Origin of the sequence: Flavobacterium limnophilum (genome assembly GCF_027111315.2) — a bacterium.
Taxonomy (GTDB): domain Bacteria; phylum Bacteroidota; class Bacteroidia; order Flavobacteriales; family Flavobacteriaceae; genus Flavobacterium; species Flavobacterium limnophilum.
Genome location: NZ_CP114289.2, coordinates 2,709,923 through 2,729,132, shown reverse-complemented (window position 1 = coordinate 2,729,132; position 19,210 = coordinate 2,709,923). Strand labels below are relative to the sequence as shown.

15 protein-coding genes, 2 tRNA genes and 3 rRNA genes are annotated in these 19,210 nt (G+C 41.7%); 5 read left to right on the top strand and 15 right to left on the bottom strand.

From position 1 onward, the window contains the following. Positions 1-1,237 precede the first annotated feature (1,237 nt). The 5 genes from OZP13_RS11365 to rrf all read left to right on the top strand — a co-directional run bounded on the left by OZP13_RS11365 (position 1,238) and on the right by rrf (position 6,471). Positions 1,238-2,751, top strand: a 16S ribosomal RNA gene (locus OZP13_RS11365). A 148-nt stretch (positions 2,752-2,899) separates the two neighbouring features. After that, positions 2,900-2,973, top strand: a tRNA-Ile gene (locus OZP13_RS11360). A gap of 114 nt (positions 2,974-3,087) precedes the next feature. After that, positions 3,088-3,161 (top strand) — tRNA-Ala (locus OZP13_RS11355). Between the two features lie 188 nt (positions 3,162-3,349). Beyond that, positions 3,350-6,234: ribosomal RNA gene (locus OZP13_RS11350) — 23S ribosomal RNA — on the top strand. A 127-nt stretch (positions 6,235-6,361) separates the two neighbouring features. Beyond that, positions 6,362-6,471: ribosomal RNA gene (rrf, locus tag OZP13_RS11345) — 5S ribosomal RNA — on the top strand. Together the 16S, 23S and 5S rRNA genes with 2 tRNA genes alongside form the textbook arrangement of a ribosomal RNA operon. A gap of 256 nt (positions 6,472-6,727) precedes the next feature. Here the strand turns inward: rrf and OZP13_RS11340 are convergent. From OZP13_RS11340 to OZP13_RS11270, 15 genes are all read right to left on the bottom strand, one after another. After that, a complete protein-coding gene (locus OZP13_RS11340; protein ID WP_281297208.1) occupies positions 6,728-7,261 on the bottom strand; it encodes a 2'-5' RNA ligase family protein in 534 nt (177 codons plus the stop codon). A gap of 6 nt (positions 7,262-7,267) precedes the next feature. Beyond that, complete coding sequence (locus OZP13_RS11335) at positions 7,268-7,909, bottom strand: endonuclease III domain-containing protein (RefSeq protein WP_281297207.1); 642 nt, start codon at positions 7,907-7,909, stop codon at positions 7,268-7,270. A gap of 105 nt (positions 7,910-8,014) precedes the next feature. Beyond that, positions 8,015-8,341, bottom strand: coding sequence for a hypothetical protein (locus tag OZP13_RS11330; protein WP_269240268.1), 327 nt, complete (start codon positions 8,339-8,341; stop codon positions 8,015-8,017). 3 nt (positions 8,342-8,344) lie between these two features. Then, positions 8,345-9,775 (bottom strand): NADH-quinone oxidoreductase subunit N, encoded by a 1,431-nt coding sequence (locus OZP13_RS11325; protein WP_269240267.1) that lies wholly within the window; start codon positions 9,773-9,775, stop codon positions 8,345-8,347. Between the two features lie 10 nt (positions 9,776-9,785). After that, a complete protein-coding gene (locus OZP13_RS11320) occupies positions 9,786-11,282 on the bottom strand; it encodes a complex I subunit 4 family protein (protein ID WP_281297206.1) in 1,497 nt (498 codons plus the stop codon). Between the two features lie 12 nt (positions 11,283-11,294). Further along, positions 11,295-13,220: an NADH-quinone oxidoreductase subunit L gene (gene nuoL, locus OZP13_RS11315; protein WP_281297205.1), complete on the bottom strand. Its 1,926-nt coding sequence runs from the start codon at positions 13,218-13,220 to the stop codon at positions 11,295-11,297. 12 nt (positions 13,221-13,232) lie between these two features. Continuing rightward, the gene (gene nuoK / locus OZP13_RS11310; protein WP_269240260.1) at positions 13,233-13,550 is read right to left on the bottom strand and encodes an NADH-quinone oxidoreductase subunit NuoK; all 318 of its coding nucleotides are present in this window, start codon (positions 13,548-13,550) and stop codon (positions 13,233-13,235) included. Continuing rightward, positions 13,547-14,068, bottom strand: a complete 522-nt coding sequence (locus OZP13_RS11305) for an NADH-quinone oxidoreductase subunit J family protein (protein ID WP_281297204.1) — start codon at positions 14,066-14,068, stop codon at positions 13,547-13,549. Before OZP13_RS11305 ends, nuoK begins: the two co-directional genes overlap by 4 nt. 4 nt (positions 14,069-14,072) lie before the next feature. Continuing rightward, positions 14,073-14,549, bottom strand: a complete 477-nt coding sequence (locus tag OZP13_RS11300) for a 4Fe-4S binding protein (protein WP_281297203.1) — start codon at positions 14,547-14,549, stop codon at positions 14,073-14,075. 5 nt (positions 14,550-14,554) lie between these two features. Continuing rightward, a complete protein-coding gene (gene nuoH, locus OZP13_RS11295) occupies positions 14,555-15,607 on the bottom strand; it encodes an NADH-quinone oxidoreductase subunit NuoH (RefSeq protein WP_281297202.1) in 1,053 nt (350 codons plus the stop codon). 10 nt (positions 15,608-15,617) lie between these two features. Next, positions 15,618-16,739: an NADH-quinone oxidoreductase subunit D gene (locus tag OZP13_RS11290; protein WP_281297201.1), complete on the bottom strand. Its 1,122-nt coding sequence runs from the start codon at positions 16,737-16,739 to the stop codon at positions 15,618-15,620. 6 nt (positions 16,740-16,745) lie between these two features. Beyond that, positions 16,746-17,207 (bottom strand): NADH-quinone oxidoreductase subunit C, encoded by a 462-nt coding sequence (locus OZP13_RS11285; protein ID WP_269240252.1) that lies wholly within the window; start codon positions 17,205-17,207, stop codon positions 16,746-16,748. A gap of 56 nt (positions 17,208-17,263) precedes the next feature. Then, entirely contained in the window at positions 17,264-17,824 is a 561-nt protein-coding gene (locus OZP13_RS11280) for an NADH-quinone oxidoreductase subunit B (RefSeq protein ID WP_281297200.1), read from the bottom strand. Further along, positions 17,815-18,165, bottom strand: coding sequence for an NADH-quinone oxidoreductase subunit A (locus tag OZP13_RS11275; RefSeq protein ID WP_103806120.1), 351 nt, complete (start codon positions 18,163-18,165; stop codon positions 17,815-17,817). Before OZP13_RS11275 ends, OZP13_RS11280 begins: the two co-directional genes overlap by 10 nt. Positions 18,166-18,195: 30 nt before the next feature. After that, entirely contained in the window at positions 18,196-19,209 is a 1,014-nt protein-coding gene (locus OZP13_RS11270; protein ID WP_281297199.1) for a 2-oxoacid:ferredoxin oxidoreductase subunit beta, read from the bottom strand. Position 19,210 lies beyond the last annotated feature (1 nt).

Below are 19,210 nucleotides of genomic sequence, written 5' to 3'. Positions count from 1 at the left end.
CGGCTGGAACATTCGTTTTGACACCCCTCTTCTTTTTTAAAAACCGCCATATCCTTATATGTATTAACCCATTGGATGTAATGTTTGAAATAGAAAGCAGTGATTGGATATGGGTAAATGTTCTGAAATTCAGCAACTTGAAGCGTGATAGCAATCGATATCCTCCTCAAATACGGTAAGAAATATATTTTGGAGTGTCGAAATCCATGAGTTCTTCTGCTCGTGAATTGGACCATAAATCTGCCGTTGTAAAACAAAAACACCTGAAGTATAGTTGATAGCACTGACTTTGATGGTGCAAAAGCAGGGATAAAGATAGAGATGGTGTAGGTCTGAAGTATGGATCAAGTATGGATAAAGCATATATATAGCAACTGTATGGTAACTGTATGGTAACTGTATAGTAACTGTATAGTAATTATGTAGCTTAGCTGCAGCAATACTTGGCCAATGGTAAATAGGGACGAGCTGCCCCAAATACCCTTCGAATCTGCCTTGAGGGGGGGTGGAGGAAGGGTTTTTTAGGTCATTTCGGGATAAAAATCCGTTTTTGTCTGCGTTTTCGCTTTAGCGAATTCGTGTTAATCGGCGTTCCATTTCAATACAAGCGCGCCCAAAACGCACTAAAACCGATACAATTCCCAAAAAGGCGTGTCTAAAAATGGCAGATCCCCAAAAAAGAGTGGTTGTAAATACCGAAAAACCAGTTCATTAAAAAATAGTTTTAAAAAAGATTGAAAAGGGTGTTGTTTAATCGAAAACACTCACTACTTTTGCACCCGCAATGACGCACAAGTTCTTATAAACACTGGCAAACAAGAAGAAATCAAGAGAAGATTTATTTTCAAAAAAGGTTTAAAAAAAGTTTGCGAGAAATAAAAAAGAGTGTTACATTTGCACCCCGCTAAATGAGCAATTTTCCTTGAGAAACTGACAAGAAAATTAAGAAGAAAGGAAAAAATATTTTTCAAAAAAACTTCACGAAAAGCTTGCCAGAAAGGAAAGGCTTTGTTACTTTTGCACCCGCTAAACGAAAGACTGGCACTCAAGTAAAGACGACGATTTATCGCGTCTCGCTTAAAAAAAAGAAAGACACGTTCCTAGACATATTGAATTGACAGCCGTCCCGATTTATCGGGACAATAATAAAGAGAGTAAGAGAATCGGAAGATTTAAAAAACCACTAGAATTTGAGTCGAATAAACAAAGAGTTAGAATTATCTAATTCACACAATATACGATGAAGAGTTTGATCCTGGCTCAGGATGAACGCTAGCGGCAGGCTTAACACATGCAAGTCGAGGGGTATTGGTTTTCGGACCAAGAGACCGGCGCACGGGTGCGTAACGCGTATGCAATCTACCTTTTGCAGAGGGATAGCCCAGAGAAATTTGGATTAATACCTCATAGTATTATAGTATGGCATCATATTATAATTAAAGTCACAACGGCAAAAGATGAGCATGCGTCCCATTAGCTAGTTGGTATGGTAACGGCATACCAAGGCTACGATGGGTAGGGGTCCTGAGAGGGAGATCCCCCACACTGGTACTGAGACACGGACCAGACTCCTACGGGAGGCAGCAGTGAGGAATATTGGACAATGGGCGCAAGCCTGATCCAGCCATGCCGCGTGCAGGATGACGGTCCTATGGATTGTAAACTGCTTTTGTACAGGAAGAAACATCCCGACGTGTCGGGACTTGACGGTACTGTAAGAATAAGGATCGGCTAACTCCGTGCCAGCAGCCGCGGTAATACGGAGGATCCAAGCGTTATCCGGAATCATTGGGTTTAAAGGGTCCGTAGGCGGTCTTATAAGTCAGTGGTGAAATCTCCCCGCTCAACGGGGAAACGGCCATTGATACTGTAGGACTTGAATTATTAGGAAGTAACTAGAATATGTAGTGTAGCGGTGAAATGCTTAGAGATTACATGGAATACCAATTGCGAAGGCAGGTTACTACTAATGGATTGACGCTGATGGACGAAAGCGTGGGTAGCGAACAGGATTAGATACCCTGGTAGTCCACGCCGTAAACGATGGATACTAGCTGTTGGGCGCAAGTTCAGTGGCTAAGCGAAAGTGATAAGTATCCCACCTGGGGAGTACGTTCGCAAGAATGAAACTCAAAGGAATTGACGGGGGCCCGCACAAGCGGTGGAGCATGTGGTTTAATTCGATGATACGCGAGGAACCTTACCAAGGCTTAAATGTAGATTGACCGGTTTGGAAACAGACTTTTCGCAAGACAATTTACAAGGTGCTGCATGGTTGTCGTCAGCTCGTGCCGTGAGGTGTCAGGTTAAGTCCTATAACGAGCGCAACCCCTGTTGTTAGTTGCCAGCGAGTCATGTCGGGAACTCTAACGAGACTGCCAGTGCAAACTGAGAGGAAGGTGGGGATGACGTCAAATCATCACGGCCCTTACGCCTTGGGCTACACACGTGCTACAATGGCCGGTACAGAGAGCAGCCACTGGGTGACCAGGAGCGAATCTACAAAACCGGTCACAGTTCGGATCGGAGTCTGCAACTCGACTCCGTGAAGCTGGAATCGCTAGTAATCGGATATCAGCCATGATCCGGTGAATACGTTCCCGGGCCTTGTACACACCGCCCGTCAAGCCATGGAAGCTGGGGGTGCCTGAAGTCGGTGACCGCAAGGAGCTGCCTAGGGTAAAACTGGTAACTAGGGCTAAGTCGTAACAAGGTAGCCGTACCGGAAGGTGCGGCTGGAACACCTCCTTTCTAGAGCCTAAATGTTAGTTGCTTGCAACACTTTTAGGAAAGAAGACGAAAAATATTATTGGAAAGAATCGAAAGATTCAATTACTCTCGCTGTTAGTTCAAATAATACACGTAAAACCTGACAAAGGTTTTATTTTTAAGAAAAGAGTGTCTCGTAGCTCAGCTGGTTAGAGTACTACACTGATAATGTAGGGGTCGACAGTTCGAGTCTGTCCGAGACAACTATTTTAGACTTAAAGATTCTGAAATAAATTCAGAATAAAAGGAAATTTTAGAGGTTGAGTGAAGCCGTTTTAAGTACTGTTAACTGAAAACTGTTAACTGCCACTAAAAAATGGGGGATTAGCTCAGCTGGCTAGAGCGCCTGCCTTGCACGCAGGAGGTCAACGGTTCGACTCCGTTATTCTCCACAAGATAGTATCAAGATGATAGTATCAAGTATCAAGACGCAAGTCTTAATTCTTAATACAGAAGTCTTAATACAAATCTAAAGTTCATTGACATATTGAGATAAGAAATAATAAAAAGTAGAAAGCGTTTTTTCTAATTTATTAGAAAAGACAAACAAAAACGGTCATAATTAAATTTATGATTGGTACAATAAGCAAAATAAGGGCGTATGGGGGATGCCTAGGCTCTCAGAGGCGATGAAAGGCGTGATAAGCTGCGAAAAGTTACGGGGATTGGCACACACGATATGATCCGTAAATACCTGAATGGGGCAACCCACTATGTTGAAGACATAGTACACCGATAGGTGGGCAAACCCGCTGAACTGAAACATCTAAGTAGGCGGAGGAGAAGAAAACAAAAGTGATTCCGTAAGTAGTGGCGAGCGAACGCGGATTAGCCCAAACCAGTGTTGTTACGGCAATGCTGGGGTTGTAGGACCACGATATTTGTTGCGGATAGAATTAGAATCTACTGGAAAGTAGAGCCATAGAAGGTGATAGCCCTGTATAAGTAATAGAAGATAACGATAGTGGTATCCTGAGTAGGGCGGGGCACGTGAAACCCTGTCTGAATTTGGCGGGACCATCCGCTAAGGCTAAATACTCCTGAGAGACCGATAGTGAACCAGTACCGTGAGGGAAAGGTGAAAAGAACCGTGAATAACGGAGTGAAATAGATCCTGAAACCATACGCTTACAAGCGGTCGGAGCCCTTTCGTGGGGTGACGGCGTGCCTTTTGCATAATGAGCCTACGAGTTAACGTTGCTGGCAAGGATAAGTGGTTAAGCCACGGATCCGTAGCGAAAGCGAGTCTGAATAGGGCGCTTTAGTCAGTAGTGTTAGACGCGAAACCGTGTGATCTACCCATGGGCAGGATGAAGCTGTGGTAACACACAGTGGAGGTCCGAACCGGTTGACGTTGAAAAGTCTTCGGATGACCTGTGGGTAGGGGTGAAAGGCCAATCAAACTCGGAAATAGCTCGTACTCCCCGAAATGCATTTAGGTGCAGCGTTGGTCATAAAGTTATATAGAGGTAGAGCTACTGATTGGATGCGGGGGCTTCACCGCCTACCAATTCCTGACAAACTCCGAATGCTATATAATGTTTACCAGCAGTGAGGGCTTGGGTGCTAAGGTCCAAGTCCGAGAGGGAAAGAACCCAGACCATCAGCTAAGGTCCCCAAATATATGTTAAGTTGAAAGAACGAGGTTTGTCTGCCCAGACAGCTAGGATGTTGGCTTGGAAGCAGCCATTCATTTAAAGAGTGCGTAACAGCTCACTAGTCGAGCGGACGAGCATGGATAATAATCGGGCATAAACATATTACCGAAGCTATGGATTTTGCATTAAGTTGCAAAGTGGTAGGGGAGCATTCTAACAGGGTAGAAGGTGTGTTGTAAAGCATGCTGGACTGGTTAGAAAAGAAAATGTAGGCATAAGTAACGATAATGCGGGCGAGAAACCCGCACACCGAAAGACTAAGGTTTCCACAGCTATGCTAATCAGCTGTGGGTTAGTCGGGACCTAAGGCGAACCCGAAAGGGACAGTCGATGGACAACGGGTTAATATTCCCGTACTAGTTATAATTGTGATGGGGTGACGGAGTGATGAAAGTGTCGCGAACTGACGGAATAGTTCGTTGAAGTACCTACCTATAGGCTGCGCAGGCAAATCCACGCGGCTTGGGGAAATACGATAGTACTCGGCGTCTTCGGACAAAGAGATAGTACACCTAAGGGCTTCCAAGAAAAACCTCTAAACTTCAGATTATAAGTACCCGTACCGCAAACCGACACAGGTAGTCGAGGAGAGAATCCTAAGGTGCTCGAGAGATTCATGGCTAAGGAATTAGGCAAAATAGACCCGTAACTTCGGGAGAAGGGTCGCCAGCAGCAATGCTGGCCGCAGTGAAGAGGTCCAGGCGACTGTTTATCAAAAACACAGGGCTCTGCAAAATCGTAAGATGAAGTATAGGGCCTGACACCTGCCCGGTGCTGGAAGGTTAAGAGGAGATGTTATCTTCGGAGAAGCATTGAATTGAAGCCCCAGTAAACGGCGGCCGTAACTATAACGGTCCTAAGGTAGCGAAATTCCTTGTCGGGTAAGTTCCGACCTGCACGAATGGTGTAACGATCTGGACACTGTCTCAGCCATGAGCTCGGTGAAATTGTAGTAACGGTGAAGATGCCGTTTACCCGCAGTGGGACGAAAAGACCCTGTGCACCTTTACTATAGCTTAGTATTGACCTTGGATAAATGATGTGTAGGATAGGTTGGAGACTGTGAAGTGGCGTCGCTAGGCGTTGTGGAGTCATTGTTGAAATACAACCCTTTGTTTATCTGAGGCCTAACCCCGAAAACGGGGGACATTGCTTGGTGGGTAGTTTGACTGGGGTGGTCGCCTCCAAAAGAGTAACGGAGGCTTCTAAAGGTTCCCTCAGTACGCTTGGTAACCGTGCGTAGAGTGCAATGGCATAAGGGAGCTTGACTGAGAGACATACAGGTCGATCAGGTACGAAAGTAGAGCATAGTGATCCGGTGGTTCCGCATGGAAGGGCCATCGCTCAAAGGATAAAAGGTACGCCGGGGATAACAGGCTGATCTCCCCCAAGAGCTCATATCGACGGGGGGGTTTGGCACCTCGATGTCGGCTCGTCACATCCTGGGGCTGGAGAAGGTCCCAAGGGTTGGGCTGTTCGCCCATTAAAGTGGCACGCGAGCTGGGTTCAGAACGTCGTGAGACAGTTCGGTCTCTATCTACTGTGGGCGCAAGAAATTTGAGTGGATCTGATTCTAGTACGAGAGGACCGAATTGGACTAACCTCTAGTGTATCTGTTGTTCCGCCAGGAGCATCGCAGAGTAGCTACGTTGGGAAGGGATAAGCGCTGAAAGCATATAAGCGCGAAACCCACCACAAGATGAGATTTCTTTTAAGGGTCGTGGGAGATGACCACGTTGATAGGCTATAGATGTAAAGGCAGTAATGTCATAGTCGAGTAGTACTAATAATCCGTAAGCTTATGTACACCTTTTCCCCCGATGCAAATCGGGGGGAGAAACTTTCTAATACTTTTTATATTCTTTATCTCAGTATGTCAAGATATTGTGTAATGTTGTTCCGATTGAGTCGGAATACCCATTGCAAAACGACCTTAAGGTGGTTATTGCGGCGGGGCTCACCTCTTCCCATCCCGAACAGAGTAGTTAAGCCCGCCTGCGCAGATGGTACTGCAGTTATGTGGGAGAGTATGTCGTCGCCTTTCTTTTGAAAAACCCTGTTTCTAACGAAACAGGGTTTTTTGGTTTATAGGTACGCCGTGTTCGCCTAGCGGCTCGGTTCGTCGCCTTTGCTTCGCCAGTTCGGCTAAAGCCTCGGGTCTTTTGAAAAACCCTGTTTCTAACGAAACAGGGTTTTTTGGTTTATAACAGTTTTTTATTTTATAATTTTAGACTTTTAAGGGGTAATAGCTCTTATTTTTGCGAAAGTTGGATCAAGTCTAAAACCTAGAATTGTGACCACTATTTCCCGAAATTAATTTTCTCTATGATATCAGAATATTGTTTAGTCTGGTCGTTGAATCTCCTAAGGTGAAATGAATCACAGTTAAATTGTAAATTAATTGGAGTATTTCTGAACAGTTCGTAGGCTGTTTTCATTTTTTTGGCATCGAGTCCACGCGCAATGCTTAAGTGGGCGTGAACATTTTTGATTTTAAAACCCAAATATTGATGCAAATCCACAATGAGACTATCGAGGTATTGTTGTGAAGTTTTATCTGGTGTAATGAAAAAGGTGCTTTCTCCAAAAGAATCCCAAGCGTTTAAAGTCACTTTTTGTGGAACGACAGACTTGCAGAATTCCCTAATCTTGTCAAGATAAAGCTGAAGTGAGAGTTCGTTTTCAAAGTTGATTACCGTAATATGTGCCGCTGCATTGGCACTGCCAAACCAGCCAACATGATTTTTGAGCAATTGTTTATAAGATTTAATCAAAGTCGATTGCTCGGAATTGGGAAAAATGACCAATGAGAAAAGTGGAATGGGACGTGTCATATTTTTTTAAATCGTTTTTAATGGATATTGACAATCTTCTCGAATTGGACATTCCGGGCATTTAGGAGTCGGTCTACAAATCTCCCTTCCCAAAAACGAAATTGCCATACCAATTTCTTCCCAAATTTCCTTTGGCAACACTTGCATTAATTGCTTTTCGACTTTGATTCCGTCTTTGGATTCTGGAATTAATCCAATTCTTGGTGCTACTCGAATGACGTGTAAATCGGCAATGATGCCTTCTGCGGGAACATTGGCTTCGCGCATAATGACATTGGCGGATTTTCGACCGATGCCTTTCAGGGCGGTTAATCCGTCCATCGTGAGCGGAATATTTTCATCTTTCTGGATTGTTTGAGCAATTTCTATCAGCCAATTGGCTTTAGTGCCAAAATTCCTGACTTTAGAAATATGAGGAATTAATGCTTCCACATTCGAAATGGACAGGCTTTCCATATTCGGAAAAACTTCAAATAGAGCTGGGGCAATTTTATTGATATTGGCATCGGAATCTTGGGCAGAAAGCACCACCATTACCACTAATTGGTACAAATTATGGTAGTCCAACGGTTGTTTTCGGCCTTTATATTTGGTCAGGATTGGAGCCAGTTTTTCAGCCCAATCGTTGGTTTCTTCGAATAAATTCATGATTTGATTTTATCTTTTGTAAAAAAATACTGCTAATTTTCCAATTTGCTTGGAGAATTAGCAGTATAAAGTTAAGATAAAAACACTAAAAGTTTGTTTTTAGTTTTATGAATTCTTCCAATACTGTGGTTTTGTTTCCGTGGTTCTTTGAAACCAGTAGTCTTGGGTTACTTTGTGACCGTCGAGTGTTTTCAATAATCGTTGGAAAATCCAGATGGTGGGATTGAAAACCATATCGGTTACGGCCACGGTGTATAATTGCGGATCTTCTTCGGCTTTTTTCTTTTCTTCTTCGAGTACCACTTCAAAGCCGTTGTGTTCCAAGAGTTGTTTCAAGAAATCCCTACGGCCTTCGTCAACGCCTTTTTCGACAAAAGTGACTCTTGTTTCGCCAATGCTTCCAAATGAATGTTTTCCGTCTAATGATGCCATAACTTATTTATTAAAAACGTTGCTTAATTCAAAAATGTAGTCGTACAATGGGCTGTATAAACCTAGAATTAGAATACCCAAAACAGTGATTATTAATCCCAATCTCATATAAATTTTGCTCTTGAAAAACGGAATTGGATTCTCGCTTTTTCGGATGAACATTGCTCTTACCACCAATAAATAGTAGTAAAGGGAGATAGTTACATTAACAACTGCCAAGAAAACCAATAGGTAATAGCCTTTACTTGCCGCTGCGGCGAAAAGGAAAAACTTGCCAAAAAATCCTGCCACTGGTGGAATTCCCGCCAAGGAGAACAAAGCCAACATCATCACGAGACTCAAGTTGGGATTGGTTCTGTACAATCCATTATAATCGTCCCTGTTTTCTTTACCCGTTTGCAAAGAAATGGCCTGCACCACACCGAAAGCTGCCAAATTAGTAAAGATGTAAATCATTATAAAATACACCACTGTAGCCGTTCCTAGTTGTGAACCAGAAATTAATCCTAATAGGATAAAACCGGCTTGTGCAATGGATGAAAAGGCCAAGAATCGTTTCATATTCTGTTGGCGCAAAGCGAACAAGTTACCAATAAACATTGTGGCAAGTGCTATTACATAAACGATGTTTTCCCAAACGTGCATCAATGGTTTTAGAACGGTAAACAATAAAATCATCAAAATGAATGCAGCTGCTCCTTTTGAAATGACTGATAAATAGGAAGCAACTCCAATGGGAGCTCCTTCGTAAACATCGGCTGTCCAAAAGTGGAATGGAACCAAGGAAATTTTGAATGCCAATCCTGCAAAAAACAGAACGAAACCTAATATTGTCAGGTTAGATGAAGTTATGATTCCAGTTATAACTTCAAAATAAATTGAGCCTGTTGCTGCATATAATAACGAGATCCCAAACAAGGAAACTCCCGATGCCAATCCTGCCGAAAGGATGAATTTTACTCCTGCTTCACTAGAAATTCTTTTGGAAGTTTCCCAAGCTACCAATGCAGCGACTGGTAATGTTGATAATTCCAATCCAATGTAAAACATTAGAAAATCGCCTGCCGAAATCATAAAATACATTCCTATAAGAGAAGAAAATAATAACATAAAAAACTCCGTTCCTTTATTTAAAGGCACCATTTTTTCCTGAATCCAATCGGCTGATTGAAGTAGAACTATAAATACACCAATATTTAGTGCATTTTTGAAGAAGTGAATCAGGGTATTGGTGCGAAACATTCCGCCAAATAAACTGGTTTCTTCAATGGCAAAAAAGCCTATGATAGTGTGAATGCCAAATAGAAACAAGGCCAAATGCACAATGCTTGCTTTTTTGTCTTTATGTATGAAAATTTCGCCCACAATCAACAATAATAGTATTGCCAATAGGAGAATTTCTTGTCTCATTGCGATAAAACTGTTCAAATTCATTTTCGTTATTTTATAAATGATTTAATACTCCTTGAATAAATGGTTGGAGACTGTCCATAGTCATATCGCTTAACCAAAGCGGTGCCACACCCATTCCGATCATTGGAATCAATAGCAGCAAAATACCCGTAATTTCGAACCAAGTCGCCTTTGGCAAGTCTAAAAACTCTTCGTTTTTAACTTCTCCCATCAGCATAATTCCCAAAACTCGGAGAATGTAAACGGCCGTTACCACAATTGCCGACATCGAAATTACGGTGGCCACCCTATAGAACATTTCTTCGTGTTGGAATGCACCGACGAAGATGTTCATTTCGGCAATGAAACCACTAAATCCAGGCAATCCCAATGAGGCCAAACCAGCTATTACATAAATGACTGAAATAAACGGCATCACTTTCAGTAATCCTCCCAATTTGGTGATGTCCCGGGTGTGTGTTCTTCCATAAATCATCCCGATCAAGGCGAAGAACAAGGCTGTCATAAATCCGTGGGAAAGCGATTGTAAAATGGCTCCGTTCCAAGCGGTTTTGTTCAACATCAATAAAGCGAACAATACCATTCCTAAGTGACTCACAGAAGAATAGGCATTAATATATTTTAAATCGGTTTGTTTTAAAGCTCCAAAGGCACCATAAATTACTCCAGTTGCGGATAAGATAATGAAAAACCAAGACCATTCGATGGCTCCCAATGGCAATAAAAACATTGCAATTCTGAAAACACCATAACCTCCCAATTTCATCAAAACTCCTGCGTGAAGCATTGATACAGCTGTTGGCGCCGAAGCATGACCATCAGGTGACCAAGTGTGAAAAGGAAATAAAGCTCCCAAAACTGCAAATCCGACAAAGGTCAAAGGGAAAAATAATTTTTGGGCTTCGAAAGGAATATGAACTTTTGCAATTTCTAAGATATTGAAAGTTAAAGTTCCGCCATCGGCATTCGAATTGAAATAAATTCCCAGCACGCCAACCAATAAAACTGCGGAAGCTCCCATCAACATTAAGGTCAACTTCATTGCCGAATATTCTTTTGGCCCTGAGCCCCAAATTCCAATAAGCAAATACATTGGTATTACGGCAATTTCGTAGAATACAAACATTGTAAATAAATCGACGGAAATAAAGAATCCGTAAACTCCGGTGGCTAAAACCAATAGCGAAATGAAAAATTCTTTGGGCAAATCGTCGGTTTTCCAAGAAATAAAAACTCCTGCCAATACTACTATCGAAGTCAATAACAATAGCGCTACTGAAATTCCATCAACACCAATAGCGTAATGCACATTGAAATTTTTGAACCAAAGATAATCTTGGGTAAAAAGCATAACGCTTTTATCGACGGCTCTTTCTTTAAAATAGGCGAATAGAAGATTGACAGCCATTCCTAGTTGAATGAAACTTCCAATCATTGAAATAATTCGTGCCTGTTTCAAGCCTTTGGAGAAAACCAAAGCCAAAACCGTGAGTACAGGTACAATTACAAAAAGTGATAAAATATCCATATTAATTTATTGTTATGTCCATAAATAAATGAAAACCAAAGCGACAATCACGACTCCCGAAACAAAAAACATAGCGTAATCTTGTAATCTTCCGGATTGTAATCCTTTTATTTTTTCGGAAATGATAACCGTTTTGTTTCCGATTCCTTCCATTGTTCCATCCACATATTTCTTGTCGAATTTGGCAATTGGTGCAGAAACTCGATCGAAAATTATTTTCTTGGTAACGAACATATAGATTTCGTCGAAATAGAATTTATGAAAAGTCCATTTGTACAACATTCCAAACGCATTGGAAAATCTTTCGGCCAAATCATTTTCTTTTTTATAGAAAACCCAAGCCAAGATGATTCCGGTTAAACCTGTTCCAACAGCTGCAGCAGCCAATGGTAAATTTAAATGTGCTTCGAATGCCACTTTGTCGGCAGTCACGAATTCGCTGAAAGGAATAAATCCTGCCACGATGCTCATAAAAGCCAAGAACAATAAAGGAAATGCCATTGACATTGGCGATTCGTGAGGCGGATGATGGTATTTGGTTTCTTTGCCCCAAAATATTCCAAAATAAAGTCGGAACATATAAAAGGCTGTCAATCCTGCCACGAAAAGCCCAACGAAATATAATAATTGATTTTTTTCGAAAGCGGCAACCAAGATTTCGTCTTTACTCCAAAACCCTGCAAACGGTGGAACTCCGGCTATTGCCAATGCGGCGATCAGGAAAGTAATATTGGTAATTGGCATATGCTTGCGCAAACCGCCCATATCTTTCAAATAATTGCTGTGAACCGCGTGAATAACGGAGCCTGCACCCAAGAACAACAAGGCTTTAAACATAGCGTGAGTGAACAAATGAAACATAGACGCCATATAACCAACGCCTTCGTGACCTTTATAACTGGAAACCCCCAAGGCCAACATCATATAACCAATTTGCGACATAGTCGAAAAGGCCAAAACTCGCTTGATATCGGTTTGCGTGAGAGCGATAATTGCTGCAAACAAGGAAGAAAATGCGCCTACGTAAGCCACAATATTCAAGGCAAATCCATCCTCAACGAAATAATACATCGGGAATAATCGAGCCACCAAATACACTCCAGCCACAACCATTGTTGCTGCGTGAATCAAGGCTGAAACAGGCGTTGGTCCTTCCATCGCGTCCGGTAACCAAATGTGTAATGGGAACATCGCTGATTTTCCAGCTCCACCCATAAATATTAAAAGTAATGCCCAAGTGATTACGGATAATCCCATAAAGGAAGAAGAAGCCCAATTTAAAAGTAAACCTTCACCTCCTGGATTGACGGCATTTAATGTTTGAAAGTCAAAAGTGCCGGCATAATAACCCACTATCAAAATCCCCATCAAGAAGCCAAAATCAGCAAAACGAGTTACGATAAAGGCTTTTTTTGCTGCAGCTACTGCCGAAGTTTTGGTGTAATAATAGCCAATTAATAAGTAAGATGAAACTCCCACCAATTCCCAGAAAATATAGATTTGGAAAAGGTTTGTTGCCAATACCAATCCCAACATTGAAAAGGAAAACAGTGATAAAAAGGCAAAGAATTTGGTATAACCGTCATCGCCTTTCATATAGCCTCGGCTATATATGTGCACCATCAAGGAAACCGTGGTTACCACGATGAGCATCATCACGGAAATGGGATCAACCAAAATTCCCATATCGATATGCAAGGTGTCGGTGAAGTTCATCCACGGTGTTTTTTCGACGAAAGTCTGGTAAACGCCATCTACTTTTCCAGACACAAAAAAGTATTGGTAAGCCGCATAATAAGACAATGCAGCAGAAACAGCCAAGCCCAAAACTCCAATGTAACCCGATACGGCCGGTTTGATTTGTTTGTTAAAGATTCCCAAAAGCAAGAAAACGGCCAGCGGAATCAACGGAATAAATACTATATAAGAGATGTCCATAGTTGATGAATATTAATACTTCATAATTTCAGTTTCCTTCACTTCCACAGAGCTGATTTGTCGGTACAGATTGATGATTATTGCAACAGCCAGCGCAGTTTCGGCGGCAGCCACGGCAATAATAAAAATCGAAAAGAAAACACCCTGCAGCACGTCTGGATATAAATATTTGTTGATGACAACAAAATTTACTGCCGAGGCATTCAATAATAATTCGAGAGAAATTAAAATCGAAATCAAGTTTTTCCTTGTAATAAACCCATAAATACCTATAAAAAACAGAATAGAGGTGAGGGTGAAAATTTCGTAAATGCTAATTCCGGCTATCATAATGTGTCGTCGTTTTTAGTTAGTTTGTCTCCTTTTCCGATGATGATGGCTCCAATCATGGCGGCCAACAGCAGAATACTGATGACTTCAAAAGGCAATATGAATCCGCCTTCGTTATAGTTTAAAAGTCCTCGGCCAATATCTTCAACCGTTGTGGATTTATAATTTTCGACCACCTTGAAATCCGTAGAATAAATGGTTAACAAGAAAATACCAAGTCCAATCAAGCAAACCAATCCGGTCAGGATTTTTTTGGATAGTTTGGCCATTTCCAATTCCATTTCGATATGATGCACCAGCAAAACCGAGAAGATGACCAAGACTATAATTCCTCCCGCATAAACCGTCAATTGAACGGCGGCCAAGAAATTGTAATCAATCAAAAAGTAAATTCCCGCGATTCCTATCAACACAAACAACAGATAAATAACGGATCGAAGCATTTGGCGACTTGTTACCGAAGCAATGGCAGCAACAATCATTATCAAGGCCAGAATATAAAATATAATTTTTTCCATAAGATTAATCTTCTACACCAGGCAATAATCGTGATCCTGGTTTGTTTAAAACTCTAGTGAGGTATTTTCTATCGTAAACAGAATTTTCAAAATTTTGCGCCCATTTGATAGCATCAGTAGGGCAAGCTTCGATGCATAGACCACACATTGTACACATTCCTAAATGGTATATGTGTTTGTCTATCATTTTTTTCTTTTTTCCTGAATCGGGATCAATTTGTCGGTCCCAAATGATTTCGATAGTTCCATTCGGGCAAGCCAATTCGCATTTCTGGCAACCTGTACAACGGTGCATATTGTTTTCGTCGTGAGGCATAACCACTTCGCCACGAAAACGATCAAACATTTTTAAAGTGTCGCGATTGTCAGGATATTGTTGGGTTATGGCGCCTTTTCGGGAATGTAAAAAGTACTTTCCGGTAACACTCATCCCTGTGAGAAGTGTTTTTACTGCGTGATATATATCTGAAAAATAACTCATAATTTCTAAAATTGAATTGTTAATCCGAGCAAGACCATTAATGCCATCAAAATCAAGTTCATTAAGTTCAACGGAAGTAAATATTTCCATTCCAATACCAAAAGTTGGTCGATTCTCAATCTTGGAAAGGTCCATCTGAACCACATCATCAAAAATATAAGCACTAATGTTTTTGCCAAAAACCAAAATACGCCCAGCAAGGGAATGGATTCCGTTATTCCAAAAGGAGATAAATAGGCTCCGAAAAATACGGTTGTGGCGATTGCCGCTATGATAAACATGTTGATGAATTCGGCCAGGAAGAAATAGGCAAACTTCATTCCCGAGTATTCGGTGTGGAAACCGGCACCCAATTCAGATTCGGCTTCGACCAAGTCAAAAGGAGCCCTGTTAGTTTCAGCAGTTCCGGCAATCATGTAGATACAAAAAGCGATGATGGCAGGAATATGTCCTTGAACGATGAGCCAGCCGCTTTTTTGAACTTCTACAATGTTTGAAAGTTGCAAAGAACCTGTCATTACCACCATAGTCAACAGAGATAATCCAACGGATAATTCGTAACTGATGGTTTGGACACCGCTTCGCATCGCACCAATCAAGGAAAACTTGTTGTTGCTGCTCCAACCCGCCAATAAAATTCCGATAACTCCAATGGAGGATATTGCGGTCAAAAAGAAAATACCAATATTGATGTCAAAGGCTTGAAATTCTTTCGAAAAAGGGAAGAGGGAAAGTGCCATCAAAGCCGTGACGATAACAAAATAAGGAGCCAAATTGTACAAGAATTTGTCGGCTTTTATGGTAACGGTCAACTCTTTGGAAACCAATTTTAAGGCATCTGCCATAGTTTGCAACAATCCTTGCCAACCTACTCGGTTTGGACCCAAACGCAATTGAAACCAAGCGGCCACTCTTCTTTCGAGTAAAACCAAATACAAACCTGCAACGGCAAAAATGGCTAGGTAAACAACGGCTATCAATACCATTTCCACAATACTTGCCGTGGTTTCTGGCATCAGGCTAAAAAGCCATTCGTGAATATTTTTTGTAATGTTCATAAGGTTAATTTTATCGGTCGATATCTGGAATTACAAGGTCTAATGTTGCCATTGTTGCCACTAAATCCCCAATTTTTCCTCCAACGGCGATGTGGTTTAACAAGGACAAGTTGGAGAATCCCGGCGAACGGAATTTTACGCGATACGGATTTTTGGTTCCCGTACTGATGATGTAAACGCCCAATTCTCCTCTGGCCGTTTCCACTCTTTCGTAATATTCTCCTTCGGGTAATTTGATGACCGTATTGGTTGCCACTTTAAAATCGCCTTCGGGAATATTGTCAATTAATTGTTCGATTATCGACAAGGATTCCCACATTTCCATCACCCGGACTTGGTAACGGGCAAAAGTATCGCCTTCGGTTTTCAAGACTTCGTTGAATGTCACTTTGTCGTAAGCACTGTACGGATGGTGTTTTCTCACGTCGCAAGAATAACCGGAACCGCGACCCACAGGTCCAGAAGCTCCAAACGAAATGGCATCTTCCTTGGATAAAATTCCAATGCCTTTCATCCTTTTTTGGAAAATGATGTTTCCTGTCAAAAGCGTGTCGTATTCAGGTAATTTAGTTTTGAAATGGGCGATAAATTCTTTTGTTCTTTTCACGAAATTAGGGTGAATGTCAAACATCAATCCTCCGGGAATGTTGTAGTTCATCGTCAAGCGAGCACCACAAGTTTCTTCGAAAATATCGTTGATCATTTCTCTATCTCTAAAACCGTAGAAATATGTCGTCAAAGCTCCTACGTCCATTCCCATTACGCCCCACCACAAAGTATGGGAAGCAATTCGGGTCAATTCGCCCAAAATGGTTCGAATGACTTTTACACGCTCAGGAATTTCGAGTTTCAGCGCATTTTCAACCGTAAGGCAAACCGCCTCGTTGTTGATGTGCGAAGACAGGTAATCCATTCTGTCGGTCAAATGCACGATTTGTTGGTAGCTGTCGCGTTCACACATTTTTTCGATGGAACGGTGGATGTAGCCTAAATCGGGTTCCACTTTTTTGATTATTTCACCGTCAATGGTCAACAACAAGCGCAAAACTCCGTGCGTTGCCGGGTGTTGTGGCCCCATATTGATGAAATATTCTTCGGATTTAAAATTGTTGGTTATGGTAGTTGTATCCATTTTTGCTTATTTGATAACCATGTTAATTTCATCTACGTAATCTTTTCTAAGCGGAAATCCATCCCATTCTTCGGTCAAGAAGAGTCTTTTTAGATTTGGATGGTTGTTGAATTTTATTCCGAAGAAATCAAAAACTTCCCGTTCGTGGAATTCGGCAGTGTACCAAATGTCGCAAACCGTGTCGAATGTTGGATTTTCGCGATCGGTAGTTTTTACTTTTACCACAATTGTATGTCGGTGAACAGTAGATTCGAGATGATAAACCACGCCCATTTCCTTTTCCCAATCCACGCCACTCAGGCAAAACAAATAATTGAAATTTGTTTCGGGATTGCTTTTCAATTGCGACATTAATTGGTGTAAATGTTCGGGTTGTACGGTTATATTTAGAAACTGGGATTTTTCTTCGGTGAATTCCAAGTCAGGAATCCAGGTGCTTATTATATTTTGTAAGGCTTCATTTGTCATTACATTTCATTTTTTATTTTCAAAAATCGTAATTCGTAATTCGTAAATCAAATATCTCAAAGTCCTTCGTCAAACCCGTCGATAGGGAATACTTTGTTTTTCATGCTTTCGGTTCGTATTTTGTCTTGAAGCATCAACATTCCTTCCAACAAGGCTTCGGGACGAGGAGGACAACCCGGCACGTAAACATCCACGGGAATCACGTGGTCGGCACCTTTCACGACAGAATACGAATTATAATAGAAAGGGCCGCCGGAAATGGCACAAGCTCCCATGGCAATTACGTATTTTGGTTCGGCCATTTGATCGTACAAACGGCGTAAAACCGGAGCCATTTTGTTGACGATGGTTCCCGCAATGATGATTAAGTCGGCTTGTCTTGGCGAAGGCCTTGCCACCTCGAATCCAAATCTGGAATAATCGTGGCGGGCAGCTCCAGTTTGCATCATTTCGATGGCGCAGCAACTGGTTCCAAAATAGAGTGACCAAAGTGAATTGGCTCGACCCCAATTAATGATTTGATCCAATGAAGTCACGATGACATTTGCTCCATTTCCTGCCGGAATTACTTTTCCGGGGAAATCTGCGGGTATTTCGGGGGTGTTGTTTATTCCCATTTTAATGCTCCTTTTTTCCAGGCGTAGGCCAAGCCTAAACCCAATATTACTAAAAATATGATGATTTCGACAAAGGCCACCATTCCGATTTCTTTGAAAACGACTGCCCATGGAATCAAAAATGCCACCTCGACATCGAAAACCAAGAATAGAATGGCGTATAAATAGTAGCCCACCTTAAACTGGACCCAAGTTGGTCCAATGGTGGTCATCCCACTTTCGTATGGTTCCCGTTTTTGGGTATTGTCTGATTTTGGCGAAATTAAATTGGAGAGGAAATTGGCACCGGCGACCAAGACTATTCCGGCTAATAAGAAAACTATAATTGCTTCTGAACCCATATTGATTTATTTTATTCGTTTTTATGCTAATTATTTTACTTCATAAGTTTCACCTGAAAAGAACAAGTCGTCGGCTTTGGTAAAACTCGAATTGGCTTTGACTTCTGCCGTTAAAGCGTCTTCCCTTTCTTCCAAGGTGACATCGTTGAAACTTCGAATCACTCCCGTGGCCATTGGGTATTCTTGTCGAACCAACATTTGATGCAGCGTTGGATCCTGTTCTTTGGCATTGTGAACCAAAATATCTTCCTGCGTGATTCCGTTTTCGCCTATGGTTACTATTTCTAATTTCAATCCTTTTAAAATTAACCCTTTGTCACGGTTTTTGCCAAATAGCATTGGTTTTCCGTGTTCCAGATAAATTTGCTTGTCTTCTTTTACTTCTTTGTCGGTAACGTGGTCAAAACAGCCGTCATTAAAAATCACGCAATTTTGCAAGACTTCAATCAACGAAGTTCCTTTAAATTGATGGGCTTCGATGAAAATCTGCCCCATTTCTTTCGGACTATTTCCGGCAACCCTGGCAAAAAATCTCGCTTGGGCACCCAAAGCCAATTCTCCGGGAGAAAAAGGAGGTTGGGTATTTCCGTAAGGAGAGGATTTTGTTTTTTGACCAATCAATGAAGTTGGCGAAAACTGTCCTTTGGTCAAACCATATATTTCATTGTTGAAAAGGATTATGTTCAAGTCAATATTTCTACGCAAAACGTGGATAAAATGATTGCCGCCAATGGCCATGGCATCACCATCACCCGTTGCAATCCAAACGCTTAGGTTGGGATTGGCCAGTTTTACGCCCGTTGCAATTCCGGGAGCCCTGCCGTGAATACTGTGAATGCCGTAGGTTTCCATATAATACGGAAAACGGGACGAACACCCAATGCCGGACACGAAAACCACGTCTTCTTTGGCAACGCCCATTTCAGGAAGCACTTTCTGCATCGTGCGCAAAATTACGTAATCATCGCAACCTGGACACCATCTTACCTCTTGATTACTGGTAAAATCTTTGGGCGTATAATTTTTTTCAGCTATTGTTTCCATG